This window comes from Bradyrhizobium mercantei (assembly GCF_001982635.1).
Taxonomy (GTDB): domain Bacteria; phylum Pseudomonadota; class Alphaproteobacteria; order Rhizobiales; family Xanthobacteraceae; genus Bradyrhizobium; species Bradyrhizobium mercantei.
On sequence record NZ_MKFI01000002.1, the window covers coordinates 568,658 to 586,856 of the forward strand.

Here is an 18,199-nt window from a genome sequence, read left to right on the forward strand (position 1 = left end):
GGAGCGTTCGCATGAGTGTTAGTGCAGAAGTCCTCGCCCGCGCCCCGGTGGAACAGATCGAGGGCGAAATCGAGACGGTCAGTTCGCATCGGCCACGCAACAACGTCAGGCCTCTCTCACCGATGCCGGACTATGTCGAGCATCGCAACGGGGTCAACGAGGTGGGCAAGCTGTCGGCCGAGGCGGTCGTGCGCGAATATGAAGCGGCGGTGAAGGAGATCGAAGCCCTTGGATCGGAACTGCAATTGGCCGCCAAGAACTGCGAGGTCATGGTGGCCGGGGTCCATGAGATGATCGCGGAGATCAAGGAGTTCGCCGCCGGTTATCGCGATCAGGGCAAGCGCTTCTTCCTGCAGATCGAAGCCGTCTCGTTGATGACGACGGAGGTCCGGGATACCTGCGAAGCACTCAAGAAGAAGATCGCGACCGACACATTGACCCGGTAATTTTTCGGTTGAAGCATATTTCGTGATCAGTGCATCCGTCGATCTCGTCGATCGCGGGCTGATCCTGTCGTTGGTGAATGACTGCGCTAGTCCGGCGCGGCAGAACCGTTAGTTCTATTCAAGACCAAATCGTTCCGAACCAGGTCGCGCAAAATCAAGTCGTGCAACATCTTGCCCCGCCTCGGCGGGGCTTTTGTTGTGAGCCGACCGATCGCTGGGCGCGGCGCGTCCTCGAATTCGCCGGCTCTCCATCCATGACCGATCTAGCGCGCGTCAGATGCGCGCTCGGTGTCCGCCGTCGGCGACAAAGCGGAGATCGGGGACCAGCGGTCGCTGAAATCCTTGGCCGGGAGCGTGTCTGCGCCGGAGGCGACAATGCCGTCGGTCCGGGAGGCGTGCGAGCGCATGGTGGCGGCGGTTGCGGTGACGGCCAGCAGGGCGACGGCCACGAACCCGGTAATCGTTCGATGCCTTGTCATTTAGAAACCTCCTCCGGTCCCCAATGCCCACTTAATGTGGGTCACGGGAACCTTCGCCAGGTTCATCAAGGCGAAGACGACATTGCTCGCGTGAAATCGGGCAACGATCTTGTCCCATACTCAATTGCCTTTGCCGGCAGCGCGAATGAGTTTGGCGACACTTCGTCCTCGGCAGCCGTGTTTCGCTTGGCGTCCGCGCCCTAGCCCACCCGCGCGGCCCGGCGCAGCGATTGCGGCGGCTGGCCGAAGGCGCGAATGAAGGCACGGCGCATCCGCTCCGGATCGCGGAAGCCGGTGATCTCGGCGACGCGCTCGATCGCCTCGCCCGACGACTGCACGCGCTGCCGCGCCACCTCGATGCGCAGCCGTTCGACTGCTTTCGATGGCGTGGTGCCGGTCTCCGCGATGAAGGCGCGGGTGAAATGCCGCGAGCTCATCCCTGCCTTGTCGGCGAGGTCCTCGACCGTCAGCGGTGCGTCGAGATTTTCCCTCGCCCAGGCGAGCAGCGGCCCGAACCTTCCGTTCGGCGTCTTCAATTCCAGCAGCGAGGAGAACTGCGACTGGCCGCCGCTGCGCCGGTGATACAGCACGAGCTGCCGCGCGGTGTTCTGCGCGATCTCGTCGCCATAGTCCTCGGTGATCATCGCCAGCGCGAGGTCGATGCCGGCGGTGATGCCGGCCGAGCTCCAGATGTTGCCCTCGCGAACGAAGATCTGGTCCGGCTCGAGCTTGATCTTCGGATAGGCCTTCACGAAATGCGGCGTGCGCTGCCAATGCGTGGTGGCGCGGCGGCCGTCGAGCAGGCCGGCCTCGGCCAGCACATAGGCGCCCGAGCAGACGCTGGCGACGCGGATGCCGCGGCCCGCCATCCGCCGCACGAAAGACAGCGTGGCCGGACAGGTCGCAGGCCCGCGCACGCCGTTGCCGCCGGCGATGATCAGCGTCGTGATCGCCGCCGACGGCTTGAGGCCGCGCGCGAGCATCTCGACGCCGGACGACGAGCGCACCGGCCCGGCCTTCACCGCAATGGTCCTGATCGCGGGCGCGTTGTCGGCGAAGCGCGCCGCGATCTCGAACGCCGCGATCGGGCCGGCGGCATCGAGCAATTGGAAGTCGGGAAAGATCAGGATGCCGATCATTTGCTTAATTCTCGCATCGTCAAATCCTCGCAGATGGCCCTAGTCCGAAAATGAGGGAAATACGCCATTTTGGACAGGAGGCCATCATGGCATCGTGGTTCCGTCAAGCGCTATTTGGAGACTTCCGATGCCCGAACCCCTGCAGATTGGATTGCTCGTCTTCCCGAAGGTGACCCAGCTCGACCTAACCGGCCCGCTCCAGGTGTTCTCCTCGGTGCCTGGCACCAAGGTGCATCTGATCTGGAAACGGATCGAACCCGTCGCGACCGATTCCGTCATGGTCCTGACGCCGACCACGACGTTCGCCGACTGCCCGCAACTCGACGTGATCTGCGTGCCCGGCGGGTTCGGCACCGACGACATGGTCGGCGACGAGGAGATGCTGGCCTTCCTGCGCAAGCAGGCCGAGGGCGCGAAATACGTCACGTCGGTCTGTACGGGATCGCTGGTACTCGGCGCCGCCGGCCTGCTCAGGGGCTATCGTGCCACCACACATTGGAGCGCGATCGACTTCCTTTCGGGCTTCGGGGCCATTCCGACCAAAACCCGCGTCTGCGTCGACCGCAACCGCTTTACCGGCGGCGGCGTCACGGCCGGCATCGATTTCGCGCTGACGCTGGTGTCCGAGCTGATCGACCGCAACACCGCCGAAGCGATCCAGCTCCGGCTCGAATACAACCCGGCGCCGCCGTTCAATGCCGGCTCGCCCGACACCGCACCAGCGGAAATCCTCGCATTCATGAAGGAGCGAATGGGACCGGCACACGCACGCCGCGGCGAATTGATGAGCCGCGCCGCGGCGCGGTTGTCCTGACGCGATCGTCGCAAAAAAGAAAAAGGCCGCCCGGTTTCCCGAGCGGCCCTTCCTGTCTCACGGTAGCCTCACATTCACGGGCGATTTCAGGACATCTGTACCGGGGGCCTATCTCCCGGCCGCATCCAACTCGGAGGCCGCTGCTCATCGGGACAGTCGCGATCTGGAGCCCGATCCGACGCGATGGTTTCCCATCTCCGTAAGATGGCTCCATTGAGCGCCGAAGCCGTGCGCGGCGCAAGCGGTCAGCACCGGCCGCCGCCGACCTGTCCCCGCTGTTACCGTTGTCCACAGGCGCGCATGCGCTGCCCACAGGCGCGCGTGCGATGCACGCGCGCGGTTAGGCGCGTGCACGTCCGAAACAACGATGCGTGAAGGTCAGCTTCCCGGGGTCCAGGCGTGGTAGTCGCCGGTCGCCTTGGGGCGGCGGCCGCTCGCCAGCGTCGAGCCGGACGGACGGTAGGCCTGTGCGGTGCCGGTCATGTTCGGCAGATGCGGCTTTTCCCACTCGCGGGCTGCGTATTTTTCCTCGGTCGGGGGCACATCGACCGTGTGATGCAGCCAGCCGTGCCAGCCCGCCGGGATCCGGGATGCTTCGGCATAGCCGTTATAGACCACCCAGCGGCGCTCGAAATGCAGCGTCGGGTCGATCTCGCCGCCCTTGGTGCGATAGTAACGGTTGCCCTGCTCGTCCTCGCCGACCAGCTCGCCGTAGCGCGAGGTCCAAAATTGCGTGCCAAAGGTCTGGCCGTTCCACCAGGTGAAGAATTTCAGCAGGAATTGTTTCATGCGCGGGCCGGTCGTCGGTTCGAGGCAGTCCGGCTCTGATGCCACCTGAATCCCCAAATGTCCAGCCGCCGCCGCGGTAGCCCGGCACTCCCCAGACGCTGCTGTCGACGGAGTCATTTGGCGACCAAATGACGCGGTCACGGAGAGTTTTGTTCAGCCGCCATACATGCGCCGCCGGCTACGCAAAGATGACGGACAATCAATGTCGCGTGCGGGAACGTCCGACCGCAGAAATGGTTAGACATTGTCCGTTTTGATGGAGTCCAAAATGATCAGTATGAAGGTTCTGAGCACTGCCGCGGCGCTGGCGCTCGCGCTGCCGTTGGCTGTGGCGCCGACCGTTTCGTTCGCCCAGACCGCCGCGCAGATGGGCGCGATGGGCGGCGGTGGCGGAGGCCGCGGTGGCGGCGGCGGTGGTGGCGGCTGGCACGGCGGTGGCGGTGGTGGCGGCGGCTGGCATGGCGGCGGCGGCGGCGGTGGCCACTGGGCCGGTGGTGGCGGCGGCGGTTGGCGCGGCGGTGGCGGCTGGCACGGTGGCTATCATCGTGGCGGCGGGTTCTGGCCCGGCGCGGTGGCCGGTGCAGTCGTCGGCGGCGCCCTCGCCTCGGGCGCGTATTATGGCGGCTATGGCCCCGGATACTATGACGACAGCTATGGCTACTACGACGAACCGTCGGTCGCCGTGGAGGCTGTGCCGGGCGGCGATGCGAGCTACTGCGCGCAGCGCTACAAGTCCTACGATCCGGCCTCGGGCACGTATCTCGGCTACGATGGCCTGCGGCACCCTTGTCCGTAACGACTCCGCCCGTAACGGCGGTCTGAATTTCCATCCTTTGAAGGGCGGCGGCAACGCCGCCCTTTTTCATGAGCGCAAGGTGATGTCGGCCAAGCTCATGTCCGCAAGGCCACCGCGACGGCGGCGAACGTCACCAGCAGCGCTGCGATGTCGCTCGCGCTTAGCGGTTCGCGCAACATCGCCGCCGCCGCGAGCACGCCGACGACGGGCACCAGCAGCGTGCCGATCGAGGCGGTCGCCGCCGGCAGCCGCTCGAGCGCCGCAAACCAGCAGACATAGCAAAGGCAGAACTGGATCAGCGTCATGTAGAGCATCGACGCCCAGCCGAGTTGCGACAGCGCGGCAAGCTGCGGCTGCTCGATCAGGAGGCCAATGATCGCGACCGGCACGCAGCCGATCGCAAGCTGCCAGGCCGCGAGCGCCAGCGGCGGCATTGCGAGCTTGAAGAACTTGGTCAGCACCGTGCCAAGGCCGACGCAGAGCGCGCCCGCGAGCGCGAACAGGATGCCCGGCAATTTGCCGAGGCTCGCGTCGATGCCGCCGCCGCCGATCAGCGCGGCGATGCCTGTGAGCGCCACCGCAAGCGCGAGCGCGCGAGCCGGCGACACCCGCTCGCCGAGCACCGGCCAGGCCACCAGTGCGACCCATACCGGAATCGAGATCCCGAGCACGGCCGCCTCGCTGGCCCGCAGCCAGATCAGCGCCAGCCCCATCGACGCGACCCAGCCGCCGATCGACAGTGTTGACACCAGGGCAAGCCGCAACCACATGCCGTCGGGAACGCGCAGCGTCTGTCCGCGTGCGAGCGCCACCACACCGAGGGCGATTGCGCCGACCACGCCGCACAACCCGCGCGACGACAGCGGCGGCCATTCCGTCAGCAGGAACTTCATGATCGGAAAATTGAGACCCCAGCCGGTCGAGGCGACGACCAAAAATGCGAGGCCGAGCGGTGACAGCGGGGCGCGGCCGGCGGCGGGAACTGCGGTCATGGACCTGTCGTAATGTGGTCGGACAAATACAAGTGATGGTATCAGGGCTAGCTGGGAATCTGCTTGTCAGCAAACAGCATATGCATTCTATGATACAGACTTTCCATCCAGGTTCCGCCTTAATCGGCAGATGGGCCAAGCGAGTCGACGGCACGCGAGGCCGTAGCAAGAGGATGCATCGTGCCGAGCGTTCTCGTGGTCGATGACGACCCGATGGTGTGCGTTGCCATCGAGGTGTGCTTGCAACGCCAGGGCTTCGACGTCACCGTCGCCGATGGCGGTGAAGCGGGCATGCGCGCGCTCGAGAAGGCCACGTTCGACGTCATGCTGGTCGACGTCTTCATGCCGCATATGCGCGGTTTCGAGGCGATTCGCGTCTTCCACGAACGCGCCCCCGATATTCCCGTCATCGCGATGTCCGGCTACGCCTTCGCCAATGCCGACCGCGCGCCCGACTTCCTGCGCATGACGATCGAGCTCGGCGCGTCGGCCTGCCTGCGCAAGCCGTTCACCCCGCAGGCGCTGATTGCCGCCGTTAACGAATGTCTTGCGAAGTCCGCTCCTTCCGCTCGTCTTTCTAAATAATTGCTCGTACTAATCGTCGATGGCTTCCCAGCGTCTCATCCTCGGCAGCGGCCTTGCGATCCTCCTCGTCATCAGCGCGGCGTCGATCGGGCTCGACGTCAAGTCGCGCAGCGAGATTGATTCGGTCGACCGTACGCTCAGAATCCTCAAATGCATTTCGGACGCGCGCCCGCTGCCGCGCGCCGTCGAGAGCGCCGCACGCGGGTTTGCCCTGACCGGCGACGCCTCCTTCGCCGACGAGTTTCGCGAGCAGAGCACAGCCCTCACCGCTGCCTTCGACGAGTTGACGACCGCCGTGAAGGCGGCGCCCAACGAGGCCCAGCTGCTCGCGGGCACCAAGGGACAGATCCAGCGCGCCATCGCGCTCGGCGCCGAACTGATCAGGTTGCGCACGGCCGGTGATACGGCCGGTGCCGCGGCGCTGATCTCCACGGACGAGAGCCGCGGGCTGATGGACAAGGTGGGCACCGCGCTCGATCGCCTGGTCACCGAGGAACGCCGCCTGCTCGGGATCCGCACCGACCAGTCGAAGACCAACGGGCGGCTGCTGCTGGCGATCGACCTCGCCGGCGTCGCGATGATCCTGGCGCTCGCGGTCGCGCTGACGCTGACGGCCCGGCGCGCCAGCCGCGAATTGCAGGGCGCGCTCAGTGCCACCAAGGCGACCAATCTGTCGCTCGAGGGCAAGGTGGCCGAGCGCACCAAGGATCTCGGCGCCGCGCTCGAGGAGCTCCGCCGTTCCACCTCGGTGATGGAAACCACCTTCCGCACCATGGCCGAGGCAGTGCTGGTGATCGACAGCACCGGCACCGTGCTGCTCTCGAACCCCGCCTCCGAAAAAATGCTGCGCTACAAGCCGGGCATGACGGTGCGGCAGCTGCGCGCCATGAGCACCGTGTTCCAGGCCGACGGGGTCACGCCGATGCTGGCCGACGACATGCCCTCGGCCAAGGCGCTGCGCGGCGAGGAATTCGACGGGCTGGAATTCGTTGCGAGGCCGGTGCGCGGCTCGCCGGAGATTCACCTCGTGGTATCGGGCCGCCCGCTGCGCGACGGCGACAGCACCATCACCGGCGCGGCGCTGATCTATCACGACATCACCGCCTCGCGCGAAACCGAGCACAAGCTGCAGCAGGCGCAGAAGCTCGACGCCATCGGCAAGCTGACCGGTGGCGTCGCGCACGACTTCAACAACATGCTGACGGTGATCACCGGCACCACCGAGACGCTGGTCGACAGCCTGCGCAGCCAGCCGAAGCTGGCGCAGACCGCCGAATTGATCGACCGCGCCGCCGAACGCTGCCGCGAGCTGATCCAGCATCTGCTGGCCTTCGCCCGCCGCCAGCCGCTGGAGCCGCGCACCGTCGACATCAACGGCACCGTGGTCGACATTTCGAAGTTGCTGCGGCCGACGCTCGGCGAGCAGATCGAGATCAATTCGGTGCTCGCGCCCGATGTCGCCAGCGTCCATATCGATCCGTCGCAGCTCGCCAACTCGCTGCTCAACATGGCGATCAACGCCCGCGACGCGATGCCGAACGGCGGCAAGCTCTTGTTCGAGACCAGCAACATCGTGCTCGACGACGCCTATGCTGCTGTCAATCCCGACATCACACCGGGCCGCTACGTGCTGCTTGCGGTCAGCGACACCGGCACCGGCATGTCGCACGCGGTGCAGGACAAGGTGTTCGAGCCGTTCTTCACCACCAAGGAGGTCGGCAAGGGCTCCGGCCTCGGCATGAGCATGGTGTACGGCTTCGTCAAGCAGTCCGGCGGCCATATCAAGATCTACAGCGAGGAAGGCCACGGCACCACGATCAAGCTCTATCTGCCCCCTGCCCGCGGCCAGGTCGAGGTCGAGGCCGCAGCGCCGGAGCCGGTGCGGCGCGGCAGCGAGGTGATCCTTGTGGTGGAAGACGACCAGCTGGTGCGCAACTACGTGGTCACGCAGCTGACCAGCCTCGGCTACAAGACCATCGCCGTGCCCGAGGCCCGCGCCGCGCTGGCGCTGGTCGACAAGGGCGAGAAGTTCGACCTGCTGTTCACCGACGTCATCATGCCCGGCGGCATGAACGGCCGTCAGCTCGCCGACGAGGTGAGGAAACGGCGGCCCGGCCTCAAGGTGCTCTACACCTCAGGCTATACCGAGAACGCGATCGTGCATCACGGCCGGCTCGATGAAGGCGTACTGCTATTGGCAAAACCCTACCGCAAGGCGCAGCTCGCCAGCATGCTGCAGCAGGCGCTCGGCGAGTGATGTGACTCTTGCCGCGATGTTCCGTTAGCCCGTCATCCTGAGGTGCGAGCCTCTTCGGCGAGCCTCGAAGGATGCACGGCCCGGCTGGTGGCCGATTCATCCTTCGAGGCTCGCCCAGCGGTGCAAGTGCACCGCAAGGCTCGCACCTCAGGATGACGGGGTTAGATGCGAGCTACCGCGTCGCCAGCGCGACGCCGGCGAGCGTGAACAGCAGCGCTGTGATCTGGGTCGGCCCGAGCGGCTCATGCAGCGCGACGGCCGAGGCGATCACGCCGATCACAGGCACCGCCATGGTTCCGATCGCGGCCACCGAGGCCGGCAGGCGGGCAAGGGCTGCGAACCACGCGACATAGGCGACGCAGAACTGGATCAGCGTCGAATAGACCAGCAGCCACCAGCCGACGGTCGTGATGCGGTCGATATGCGTGGTCTCGATCAGCAGGCCTATGATTGCGATCGGCACGCAGCCGAGACCGATCTGCCAGGCCGCGGCCGGGATCGGCGGCATCACCAGCGGGTATTTCTTCGCCAGCACCGTGCCGAGCGCGAAGCCGAACGCGCCGCCGAGCGCCATGATGATGCCCGGCAGCTTCTCCTCGCTCGCGGAAATCCCGTTGCCGCCCATGATCGCGGCGAGCCCCGCGAACGCCATCACCAGCGCAATGGTCCGCAGCAGGGTCGGCCGCTCGCCGAGCACCGGCCAGGCCAGGAGCGAAGCCCACACCGGCATGGTGTAGGCGATCAGCGCCGTCTCGCTCGCCGGCAGCCAGAGCAGCGCCAGCCCCATCAGCACCATCCAGCCGGTGACGTTGAGCGCCGCATACAGCACGAGCCGCGGCCACAGCCTCGCCTCGACATGCAGGCTCTGGGAACGGATCAGCGCCAGCGCGGCCAGCAGCACGGCGCCGATGACCCCGGTGGTGCCGCGCAGGGTCAGCGGCGGCAGCTCGCTGAGCAGGAATTTGGTGGACGGCCAGTTGAACCCCCAGCCCACCGAGGTGATGGCGAGGAACATCAGGCCGGCGGGCGCAAGGCGCGGCCGCGCGTGAGGCTTCTGGTCTGTCATGGAACCCGGCAGGGAGATGTGAGTCGGCCGCAGCTTGCCCGCGATTTTGTCGCCCGACCATCACGCCTCTGACATGCCTGATCCGTAGTTTGCCCGTAGGCCTACGTGAGTCCCCAAAATTCAATCCGGGACGGCGAATAAAAACTTCGCCTGTGAACAGCGGGGCGAAACTCCAATCCACAGGCGGGGTGAATTTTTTTGGCTTGGGAATCCCTGAGGACTCACCGATAGTTGGCCCGATCACAGGCGCGGCATCGACCCCTGTTATCCCCCTCCTTCCACCATATTTAGTGTTTGATTCAGAAACTCGTACTAGTCCTTGACGGGCGCAACGGACATGGCCTAGCTTTCAACCTGTTCGGCGCGAGTGTGTTTGGGTCCCCGCCGGTCGCTCCCACAAGGGTTCCAAAATGACCACTCCGCCAGGCCTTCGGGCCGCGGTGAAGGGCGTTTCTGCCCTGATTTTGGGCCCAGGTCTTAGGCCAGGTTGGGGGCGACAAACGGGCCGAGAAGGACCCGGAAACAGAGGCCGTAACCGGCCCGCGAGAAGCGTAAGCGTGACGTGTCGCGTGAAGCGTTTGGGGTTGAATGCATGACCTGGAGGACCCGGCCAGCCGGGCAACCCCCTAGGGATTGTGCCACCGCAGGGCCGGGTCACACCGGCGCCGAACGGTGAAGAGAAAACAGGCCGGATCCACCGGCTGAGCTGCGGATGACGGGAGGCGTGCCCACACGTGTTCCCAGAGTCCGCGAACAGATAACATTCCGGCAACCTGCGGGGAAACGTGGGGCCGGGCAGAACGAAGAGACGGGGCTCGACCATGCGAATCGAACGACGCAACACCACCAGCGGACAATCCCCCTACGCCGGGATCAATTTCCGCCTGACCACCTCAGAGATCCGCAATCCGGACGGCTCGGTCGTGTTCCGCGCCGAGAACGTCGAGGTTCCGGAGTTCTGGTCGCAGGTCGCCTCCGACGTGCTGGCGCAGAAGTACTTTCGCAAGGCCGGCGTCGCCGCGCGCCTGAAGAAGGTCGAGGAAGAGACCGTGCCGTCGTGGCTGTGGCGTTCGGTGCCGGACACCGAGGCCTTGGCGTCGCTGCCCGAGAACGAGCGCATCGTCGGTGAGACCAGCGCAAAACAGGTGTTCGATCGCCTCGCCGGCTGCTGGACCTATTGGGGCTGGAAGGGCGGCTACTTCTCTTCGGAAGAAGACGCCCTCGCCTTCTACGACGAGCTCCGCTTCCAACTGGCAAAACAGATGGTCGCGCCGAACTCGCCGCAGTGGTTCAACACCGGCCTGCATTGGGCCTACGGCGTCGATGGTCCCGGCCAGGGCCACTATTACGTCGACTGGAAGACCGGCAAGCTGACCAAATCGAAGTCGGCCTATGAGCATCCGCAGCCGCATGCCTGCTTCATCCAGGGCGTCGGCGACGACCTCGTCAACGAGGGCGGCATCATGGACCTCTGGGTGCGCGAGGCGCGCCTGTTCAAGTATGGCTCCGGCACCGGCTCCAACTTCTCGAGCCTGCGCGGCGAAGGCGAAAAGCTGTCCGGCGGCGGCCGCTCGTCGGGCCTGATGAGCTTCCTCAAGATCGGCGACCGTGCAGCCGGCGCGATCAAGTCGGGCGGCACCACCCGCCGCGCCGCCAAGATGGTCGTGGTCGATGCCGATCATCCCGACATCGAGACCTATATCGACTGGAAGGTGAAGGAGGAGCAGAAGGTCGCAGCCCTCGTCACCGGCTCCAAGATCAACCAGAAGCACCTCAAGGCCGTGATGAAGGCCTGCGTGAACTGCGAAGGCAGTGGCGACGACTGCTTCGACCCCGAGAAGAACCCGGCGCTCCGCCGCGAGATCAAGCTCGCGCGCCGCAGCCTGGTGCCCGACAACTACATCAAGCGCGTCATCCAGTTCGCCAAGCAGGGCTACAAGGAAATCTCGTTCGACACCTACGACACCGACTGGGATTCCGAGGCCTACCTCACCGTCTCCGGCCAGAACTCCAACAATTCGGTGTCGCTGAAGGACGATTTTCTGCGCGCGGTCGAAACGGACGGTGATTGGAATCTCGTCGGCCGCACCACCAAGAAAGTCACAAAAACGCTGAAGGCGCGCGACCTCTGGGAGAAGATCGGTTACGCCGCCTGGGCCTCCGCCGATCCCGGCCTGCACTTCAACACCACGATGAACGACTGGCACACCTGCAAGGCGTCCGGCGACATCCGCGCGTCCAATCCGTGCTCGGAATACATGTTCCTGGACGACACGGCGTGCAACCTCGCTTCCGCCAATCTGCTGACGTTCTACAACACGACCACCAAGCGCTTCGACGTCGAGTCCTACGAGCATCTCTGCCGGCTCTGGACCATCGTGCTCGAAATCTCCGTCATGATGGCCCAGTTCCCGTCGAAGGCGATCGCCGAACTGTCCTACGAGTTCCGCACCCTCGGCCTCGGTTTTGCAAATATCGGCGGCCTGCTGATGACCATGGGCCTGCCCTATGACAGCAAGGAAGGCCGTTCGCTGTGCGGCGCGCTAACCGCCGTGATGACCGGCATCTCCTACAAGACCTCGGCGGAGATGGCGGCCGAGCTCGGCACCTTCCCCGGCTACAAGAAGAACGCCGCGCACATGCTGCGCGTGATCCGCAACCACCGCCGCGCCGCCCATGGCAACGCGACTGGCTATGAGGCGCTCTCGGTCAACCCGGTGCCGCTCGATCACGCCTCCTGCCCGCAGGCCGACATCGTCGCGCACGCCAGGCTGGCGTGGGACGACGCGCTGGCGCTCGGCGAAGTGAACGGCTATCGCAACGCCCAGACCACTGTCGTGGCGCCGACCGGCACCATCGGCCTCGTGATGGATTGCGACACCACCGGCATCGAGCCCGACTTCGCGCTGGTGAAGTTCAAGAAGCTCGCCGGCGGCGGCTACTTCAAGATCATCAACCAGGCGGTGCCGGCGGCGCTGCGCGCGCTCGGCTATCGCGAGAGCGAGATCGCCGAGATCGAGGCCTACGCCGTCGGCCACGGCTCGCTGTCGAATGCGCCCGGGATCAACGCCTCGACGCTGAAGGCAAAGGGCTTCACCGACGAAGCCATTGCCAAGGTGGAGAAGGCGCTGCCGACCGCGTTCGACATCAAGTTCGCCTTCAACAAGTGGACTTTTGGTGAGGACTTCATCCGCGACCAGCTCGGCATCGGCTCCGAGGCGATTGCTGCGCCGGGCTTCGACCTGCTCCAGGCCGTCGGCTTCACCAAGCGCGAGATCGAAGCCGCCAACGTGCATATCTGCGGCGCGATGACGGTGGAAAGTGCCCCGCACCTGAAGGCCGAGCACTATCCGGTGTTCGACTGCGCCAACCCCTGCGGCAAGATCGGCAAGCGCTATTTGTCGGTCGAGAGCCACATCCGGATGATGGCGGCCTCCCAGCCGTTCATCTCGGGCGCGATCTCCAAGACCATCAACATGCCGAACGACGCCACGGTGGAGGACTGCAAGTCCGCATACCTGCTGTCGTGGAAGCTGGCGCTCAAGGCCAACGCGCTCTATCGCGACGGCTCGAAACTGTCGCAGCCGCTCAACTCGCAGCTCATCAGCGACGATGAGGACGAGGACGATGCGGTCGAGGCGCTCTACGAGAAGCCGATGGCCGCGCGTGCCACCCAGGTCTCGGAGAAGATCGTCGAGAAGCTGGTCGAGCGCATCGTCGTGATGCGCGAGCGCGAGAAGATGCCCGATCGCCGCAAGGGTTACACCCAGAAGGCGGTGGTCGGCGGCCACAAGGTCTATCTCCGCACCGGCGAATATGACGACGGCCGGCTCGGTGAGATCTTCATCGACATGCACAAGGAAGGCGCCGCACTCCGCTCCTTCATCAACAATTTTGCGATCGCGGTCTCGCTCGGCCTGCAATACGGCGTGCCGCTCGAAGAGTATGTCGACGCCTTCACCTTCACCCGCTTCGAGCCCGCGGGTCCGGTACAGGGCAACGACTCGATCAAGTACGCGACCTCGATCCTCGACTATGTCTTCCGCGAGCTCGCGGTGAGCTACATGTCGCGCTTCGACCTCGCCCATGTCGACCCGAACGAGTCGGGCTTCGACGCGCTCGGCAAGGGCGTCGAGGAAGGCAAGGAGCCGGATGAGGCGCCCGCCCAGCACCAGGCCACCAAGTATCTGTCGAAGGGCCTGACCCGGTCGCGCACCGACAACCTCGTCGTCATGCGCGGCGGCTCGGCGGCAGTCAGCGGCAATTCCGACAGCGCGCCCGCCGGCGGCAGCCGCGTCACCGCGCTTGCCTCCCACGGCGCAACCGCGCGCGGCGCCTCCGACACCGTCGAAGGCGCGGTCGCCCTGAAGCAGGAAGTCAGCCACGACCTCTCGCCGACCGAGAAGCTCGAGGCCCTGCAACAGTGGAGCAAGCCCGGCACCGCCGCAGCCGCCGCCCCGTCCAAGGCCGAGCGTCGCGCCGAAGCCAAGGCCAAGGGCTACGAAGGCGAGATGTGCTCGGAGTGCGGCAACTTCACGTTGGTGCGGAATGGGACCTGCATGAAGTGCGATACTTGCGGCAGCACGACGGGATGTTCGTGATGCGGTAGATAGCGCTGTGGAGTGCAGGCCAAGTTGGCCATCCAGCACTCTCCGGTGTCCTTTTCGACCACAGTTAAATGTCCAAAGAAAAATATTCTCGCCGGCGGCTTTTTTTCAAAGCCGCCGGCGATCGTGTTTCAGGAGTCTGACCGCTGACTAAGCCCCCTTCGCCAACGAGTGAATTCCTTCCGGAAGCCAGTGAAAGACACCGAGATGCGCACCGTCGAAGATCATCTGATCGACCGGCTCGAAGCCACCCAGACCCGGAAATATGCAATCCTGGCTCGGCACAGTCTTGGCTGGGAAGGTCTAGATCGGATTGACCTGCTGTCGCTGACACGGGTCCGCGAAATCTGGACAGTGCGCGGTCGGGCGCCTTTCCAGCTATGTTTTGTGAACGACGACATCAGAAGCCATCCGGGGCGCACAACATTGGAAGGCTCGACTTTCGTCGTACGGATTCCGGAGAATGCGCGCCGGAAGGCGCTTTTTGGAGACGGTTACGCGCGTTTTGCCATCGCACGGGAGTTCGCTCATGCCGCGCTCCGGCATCCGGAGACACGGGCGCTGCTCCTCGAAAAGTACCCGCCAGACGGCTGCGAAACGCGAAGGGTCCTTGTCTCGGCATTCGGTTCAATTGACTTCCAAGCTAATGTTTTCGCGGCGACGCTGCTAATAGGCGATAACGTGGATCCGGGCTCCGCCTCTCCCGAAGAACTCGCAGTCCGACATGGCATCGACGTCCTCTCGGCCCGCGTCTTTTTCACGGAGATACAATCGGCAGTCCGGTAACCGCGACTAGCCCCCACGATCGGGCTAGACGGTGCTGAAGCGGCTCGTTTCAGAACAAAGCAACGATCTATATTTGCTCGACGACGCACCGACGCAGCTAAGGCAGCATCATCCGGCTTTTCGTGTGGCACTCGATCAATGGTGGTCCCGCCGAGCAGGTCGTGATTCGGACGTCGACCGTGGGGCTTGTCCCGCCGGAGCTGGAACGCGGCTCTCCTAGCGGTACAATGCTTGGACGAACCGAAGCCTGACGGCGGCGACACTCGGCTTTTCATGTGGTCCAGTCGAGTTTCGACACCAGTGGCGGCGGCCAAGGCAACGCGTCCCCGGACAGCTCTGCCTGAAGCACTGAGTTTTTCGGATTGGCGCGATTTCGGCCACTTCAAGGGCACTGAGTGCGTGCTCTAGATGGCGCCATTCGGCTTTTCGTGTGGTCTAACCGAGCAATTCAACGCGTTTGGTCATCCTGTTCACCCCGCGGCGCCCGCACAATCATCGCAACGCTGGTCGACGCGCTCGGCTTTTTGTGTGGAGCACCGTCAACAACCATCCTGCCCATCAAACTTCGATTTGGATGACGACCGGCGAGTGCCCGTCAGGGCCGGAACGCGATCTTTTGCGATCCTCCGCACGGTCTTCTCATGAACTCCGAAGTCCGCGGCTATTGCGGAGAACGGGCGCCGCAGGACTTCGACGCTGATGCGCTCAACCGCGCGTTCGGTCATGCGGAACCTGTCATCCAAGTCCGGCAGGCGCTGCAGAAACGTCATTCCGCAGAAGCGGCATCGAAATCTCGCTCGCTCGACTGCGATCCCAACGATTACCCCATCCCCTTGAGGCAGATCGCGAAACATGGCGGTCTTCCTGCCATGGCGACGCAGCGATCGAGGGTCGCCGCACTTGGCACAACGCCTGGGCGGATCTTGATTGGCAACTGCGTTGACAACGGTGCCGATCGGTCCACAGCATCGCTTCGTGATCCGCGTAATCGTTAAGCGCAAGCTTGTGAAATCGTTCATGAGCTTTCAGGATGTCTGAGATACTACCGACCGCCGTGTCTCTACGACTACTCCTGGAAAGTACCGAGTCAGGCACTCGGCTTTTCGTGTGGCGCCGCGCTAACTCGATTCCTCGTCCGTACGCGGCAAGTCTCTGATCGACGCAACTTGCGGCGCGTCCCTTAACGGCTTGACGCCCTGACGCGACATGGAATGTTCAACAATTCGTGAGAAGCTTTGCGGCCTGAGCTCTACGAGCGGAGGAGTAACCGTAAAGCACCGTGCCAAGCTGCCATCATTGCGATGCTTGGCTCATTCTGGCGAGGCGAAGGGTTCAATCGAAATTCCTATAGCCGTCGAATGATTCGGCAATGCCGGCATGCCTGTGGGCCGCTTATCGATCGCCCGGATCCATCACGACGCACCTTCAATGTTGGCAACTCGTGCGAGTATCCGGTGTCCGACCGCGTTTCATTCGAAAGTGAGATTCTTTGAGACTCTCTCCGGTCGGCAGGCGATCATCCTCTAACGCGTCCCTTAGTGGGGATCGATTTGAGAGGAATGCATCGATGACAATCGACACCTGCTAGATAGAACGCCCGCCTCGGCAAAGGCGGGCGTTCACGCGATCGACGAAGACCTATTATTCCTAGGACATTAAGGCCGTTCGCACCGCGTCACACAAGACGCAAAGCAGCGGTATTGTTTTCTCGTCGATCTCTCTGCGTAACCGTCGTCCCCATTGGCTCGCCTCGTTATCGAGCCGGAGAGAAAATGAATGACAAGCGACCATCTGCGGCTCGTCCACAGTTCTGATGTTAGTGCGATCGACCTTCCGGACGACTTTTTAATTCCCGAGATTCCTGCGAACGTACGCGAAGAACTAGACAATATTTGGCAGGAGCCCGAAGAGACCTATCAGGTAGCATGGGTGTGTTCCCTGCTAGATCTCGAGGCTTGGAAAGGGCTTCGTTTCAAAACTCCCGAACAGATCCTAGGAGCGATCAAATTCATCAATAAGGCGCGTCACCGCTATTATCTAGAGCACGTCGCAGAAACGCCCTTCGAAGCCCCTACCCTTCTTGCGCTCCGATTGTCGCGCCTACTGTACGAGAAAACCGAGGTGGTCATGGAATCATGTGCCGATATGGCCGATCTCTTCAATTGCAATGACGAGGACTCCTTGCTCGATACGCTGGGCCGCTATCGCATTTGGTGGCGTGTCCGCGACGAAGCACAGCGGGCCATCGCGCGGTCGATCCGCTTGATGGATCCGTCTATCGATCGCTGGACATCCGACACTCAGATCGCCCCCATCGTCGAAGTCATACTCAGGATGCGGCGCTACGATCCGTACGTCTCATATAACCTGCATGAGATCGACGAACTCCTGCGCTCCGAAACGTGAATACGTCTCCATTCTCGCATTGCTTAGCGTCTAAAGCGAGAACGGACGGGCCCGCCGACTTACTTCAACCGCTCCGAAGACTGGTGCCGTACGGACATTCTCACTAGTGGCGAAAATCGTGATGCGAGCGGCGCCCGCGCAGAGGAATTCAGATCTTCAAGCGGTTAGCTCGCTCCAATTGTCGTCGGCAAACTGAGCAAACCGAAGTAATCGACTAAGCGCCTCGTGAGCTTCAATCTCCGAAATCTTGGACGCTGCGCCGTGTGCCGCGTCGTCTCGCCAGCAGGAAAGTAACCCGGTAGCGCTTCGAAAAGGTCCCGCCAACTCGGCGCGGGCGGCCCCCACGACCTGGTCGGTGGTTCTGCGTCTACCCTGTGAGCTACGGTGCAGTAGTCGGGATCAGGTACCAAGCTGACACCACCGAAAGCGTAGGCTTGCGCCGCTAGTCGTGAACAAAACTGCTTCCGGCTTCTGGCACGGCGCATCTTTCGTGCCACGACGGCGACAGCCTCACTTTTGGAATACTCCGTTCCAGTAGCGGCTCTTGCAAAGTCCGTAATCTTACGGGTCGCCTCTTCGCCAAGCGGGAGCCTCGATCGCAAAACGTAGACAGCCGAGTCGTCCTCGAAAAACATGCGCTGGATATTGCTTGAATGCACACCCTCGGCGGTCGCATCGATGATTGACGAATGCTGCACGTAGACCATCGCGTGCGAAATATCGCTGCCAGTAGCCCGCCGAACCGCCTTGCTTACCTTGTTTGGTCCCGAAGTGAGAATTATATCCCCTACCTGAAGTCGCTGATCGTTTAGCTTCTGCATCCGCTCAGATCACCTCAGGCATATGCTCCGGACGAGCTAAGGAGCAGTATTGCGCAATGTACAACTATTTATATACTAATGATATTCTATCTCTCCTGGGTAGAGTATCCAACGCATTTCCGTCAAGCCATGCCCAGACTTCGAACTGCCCCAGCCGACTTGCCAGAATCTCTCCGGAATGTGGTCGAGTACCGCAAGTCCGGCCTTAGTCTAAAT

General features: G+C 63.4%; 16 protein-coding genes. 9 read left to right on the top strand and 7 right to left on the bottom strand.

What is annotated here, in order from left to right:
* Positions 1-11 precede the first annotated feature (11 nt).
* Positions 12-446 (top strand): hypothetical protein, encoded by a 435-nt coding sequence (locus BI327_RS10245; RefSeq protein ID WP_245334761.1) that lies wholly within the window; start codon positions 12-14, stop codon positions 444-446.
* A gap of 263 nt (positions 447-709) precedes the next feature.
* Here BI327_RS10245 and BI327_RS10250 read toward each other — a convergent pair whose 3' ends face one another.
* Both BI327_RS10250 and BI327_RS10255 read right to left on the bottom strand, forming a co-directional pair.
* The gene (locus BI327_RS10250) at positions 710-925 is read right to left on the bottom strand and encodes a hypothetical protein (protein ID WP_143271571.1); all 216 of its coding nucleotides are present in this window, start codon (positions 923-925) and stop codon (positions 710-712) included.
* A gap of 200 nt (positions 926-1,125) precedes the next feature.
* Positions 1,126-2,064, bottom strand: a complete 939-nt coding sequence (locus tag BI327_RS10255; protein ID WP_076860138.1) for a GlxA family transcriptional regulator — start codon at positions 2,062-2,064, stop codon at positions 1,126-1,128.
* 127 nt (positions 2,065-2,191) lie between these two features.
* On the opposite strand from BI327_RS10255, the gene BI327_RS10260 reads away from it, so the two are divergent.
* Positions 2,192-2,878 (top strand): DJ-1/PfpI family protein, encoded by a 687-nt coding sequence (locus tag BI327_RS10260; protein ID WP_076860139.1) that lies wholly within the window; start codon positions 2,192-2,194, stop codon positions 2,876-2,878.
* A gap of 378 nt (positions 2,879-3,256) precedes the next feature.
* On the opposite strand, the gene BI327_RS10265 is transcribed toward BI327_RS10260, so the two are convergent.
* Positions 3,257-3,667 (bottom strand): NADH:ubiquinone oxidoreductase subunit NDUFA12, encoded by a 411-nt coding sequence (locus BI327_RS10265; RefSeq protein WP_076860723.1) that lies wholly within the window; start codon positions 3,665-3,667, stop codon positions 3,257-3,259.
* Between the two features lie 268 nt (positions 3,668-3,935).
* Between BI327_RS10265 and BI327_RS10270 the strand changes: the two genes are divergently transcribed.
* Complete coding sequence (locus tag BI327_RS10270) at positions 3,936-4,463, top strand: BA14K family protein (protein WP_076860724.1); 528 nt, start codon at positions 3,936-3,938, stop codon at positions 4,461-4,463.
* Positions 4,464-4,558: 95 nt separating this feature from the next.
* Here the strand turns inward: BI327_RS10270 and BI327_RS10275 are convergent, their stop codons facing one another.
* Positions 4,559-5,455 (bottom strand): DMT family transporter, encoded by an 897-nt coding sequence (locus BI327_RS10275; RefSeq protein ID WP_076860140.1) that lies wholly within the window; start codon positions 5,453-5,455, stop codon positions 4,559-4,561.
* Positions 5,456-5,635: 180 nt separating this feature from the next.
* Here BI327_RS10275 and BI327_RS10280 point away from each other — a divergent pair, with 180 nt between their 5' ends.
* Both BI327_RS10280 and BI327_RS10285 read left to right on the top strand, forming a co-directional pair.
* Positions 5,636-6,040, top strand: a complete 405-nt coding sequence (locus BI327_RS10280; protein WP_076860141.1) for a response regulator — start codon at positions 5,636-5,638, stop codon at positions 6,038-6,040.
* Between the two features lie 19 nt (positions 6,041-6,059).
* Positions 6,060-8,297, top strand: a complete 2,238-nt coding sequence (locus BI327_RS10285; protein WP_076860142.1) for a CHASE3 domain-containing protein — start codon at positions 6,060-6,062, stop codon at positions 8,295-8,297.
* A gap of 172 nt (positions 8,298-8,469) precedes the next feature.
* On the opposite strand, the gene BI327_RS10290 is transcribed toward BI327_RS10285, so the two are convergent.
* A complete protein-coding gene (locus BI327_RS10290; protein WP_076860143.1) occupies positions 8,470-9,363 on the bottom strand; it encodes a DMT family transporter in 894 nt (297 codons plus the stop codon).
* An 821-nt stretch (positions 9,364-10,184) separates the two neighbouring features.
* Between BI327_RS10290 and BI327_RS10295 the strand changes: the two genes are divergently transcribed.
* Together BI327_RS10295 and BI327_RS10300 are read left to right on the top strand one after the other, a co-directional pair.
* Positions 10,185-13,964, top strand: a complete 3,780-nt coding sequence (locus tag BI327_RS10295) for a vitamin B12-dependent ribonucleotide reductase (RefSeq protein WP_076860144.1) — start codon at positions 10,185-10,187, stop codon at positions 13,962-13,964.
* A gap of 213 nt (positions 13,965-14,177) precedes the next feature.
* On the top strand, positions 14,178-14,756 hold the full coding sequence (locus BI327_RS10300; RefSeq protein ID WP_143271572.1) for a hypothetical protein: 579 nt from the start codon (positions 14,178-14,180) through the stop codon (positions 14,754-14,756).
* A gap of 539 nt (positions 14,757-15,295) precedes the next feature.
* Here the strand turns inward: BI327_RS10300 and BI327_RS43715 are convergent.
* Positions 15,296-15,481: a transposase family protein gene (locus BI327_RS43715; protein WP_394329852.1), complete on the bottom strand. Its 186-nt coding sequence runs from the start codon at positions 15,479-15,481 to the stop codon at positions 15,296-15,298.
* Here BI327_RS43715 and BI327_RS43070 point away from each other — a divergent pair.
* Positions 15,398-15,751 (top strand): hypothetical protein, encoded by a 354-nt coding sequence (locus tag BI327_RS43070; RefSeq protein WP_245334762.1) that lies wholly within the window; start codon positions 15,398-15,400, stop codon positions 15,749-15,751. The two genes, BI327_RS43715 and BI327_RS43070, sit on opposite strands and share 84 nt — an antisense overlap.
* Before the next feature lie 781 nt (positions 15,752-16,532).
* Positions 16,533-17,162 carry a hypothetical protein gene (locus tag BI327_RS10310; RefSeq protein ID WP_076860147.1) on the top strand — a complete coding sequence of 210 codons (630 nt, stop codon included), beginning with the start codon at positions 16,533-16,535 and terminating at the stop codon, positions 17,160-17,162.
* A 164-nt stretch (positions 17,163-17,326) separates the two neighbouring features.
* Here the strand turns inward: BI327_RS10310 and BI327_RS43720 are convergent, their stop codons facing one another.
* Entirely contained in the window at positions 17,327-17,983 is a 657-nt protein-coding gene (locus tag BI327_RS43720; protein ID WP_076860148.1) for a YiiX/YebB-like N1pC/P60 family cysteine hydrolase, read from the bottom strand.
* Positions 17,984-18,199: the final 216 nt, after the last annotated feature.

Bases quoted from the DNA above. Each gene is read 5' to 3' on its own strand.
- BI327_RS10245 (WP_245334761.1), top strand. From the start codon at position 12: ATGAGTGTTAGTGCAGAAGTCCTCGCCCGCGCCCCGGTGGAACAGATC.
- BI327_RS10250 (WP_143271571.1), bottom strand. From the start codon at position 925: ATGACAAGGCATCGAACGATTACCGGGTTCGTGGCCGTCGCCCTGCTG.
- BI327_RS10255 (WP_076860138.1), bottom strand. From the start codon at position 2,064: ATGATCGGCATCCTGATCTTTCCCGACTTCCAATTGCTCGATGCCGCC.
- BI327_RS10260 (WP_076860139.1), top strand. From the start codon at position 2,192: ATGCCCGAACCCCTGCAGATTGGATTGCTCGTCTTCCCGAAGGTGACC.
- BI327_RS10265 (WP_076860723.1), bottom strand. From the start codon at position 3,667: ATGAAACAATTCCTGCTGAAATTCTTCACCTGGTGGAACGGCCAGACC.
- BI327_RS10270 (WP_076860724.1), top strand. From the start codon at position 3,936: ATGATCAGTATGAAGGTTCTGAGCACTGCCGCGGCGCTGGCGCTCGCG.
- BI327_RS10275 (WP_076860140.1), bottom strand. From the start codon at position 5,455: ATGACCGCAGTTCCCGCCGCCGGCCGCGCCCCGCTGTCACCGCTCGGC.
- BI327_RS10285 (WP_076860142.1), top strand. From the start codon at position 6,060: ATGGCTTCCCAGCGTCTCATCCTCGGCAGCGGCCTTGCGATCCTCCTC.
- BI327_RS10290 (WP_076860143.1), bottom strand. From the start codon at position 9,363: ATGACAGACCAGAAGCCTCACGCGCGGCCGCGCCTTGCGCCCGCCGGC.
- BI327_RS10295 (WP_076860144.1), top strand. From the start codon at position 10,185: ATGCGAATCGAACGACGCAACACCACCAGCGGACAATCCCCCTACGCC.
- BI327_RS10300 (WP_143271572.1), top strand. From the start codon at position 14,178: ATGCGCACCGTCGAAGATCATCTGATCGACCGGCTCGAAGCCACCCAG.
- BI327_RS43070 (WP_245334762.1), top strand. From the start codon at position 15,398: ATGAACTCCGAAGTCCGCGGCTATTGCGGAGAACGGGCGCCGCAGGAC.
- BI327_RS43715 (WP_394329852.1), bottom strand. From the start codon at position 15,481: ATGACCGAACGCGCGGTTGAGCGCATCAGCGTCGAAGTCCTGCGGCGC.
- BI327_RS10310 (WP_076860147.1), top strand. From the start codon at position 16,533: ATGACAAGCGACCATCTGCGGCTCGTCCACAGTTCTGATGTTAGTGCG.
- BI327_RS43720 (WP_076860148.1), bottom strand. From the start codon at position 17,983: ATGCAGAAGCTAAACGATCAGCGACTTCAGGTAGGGGATATAATTCTC.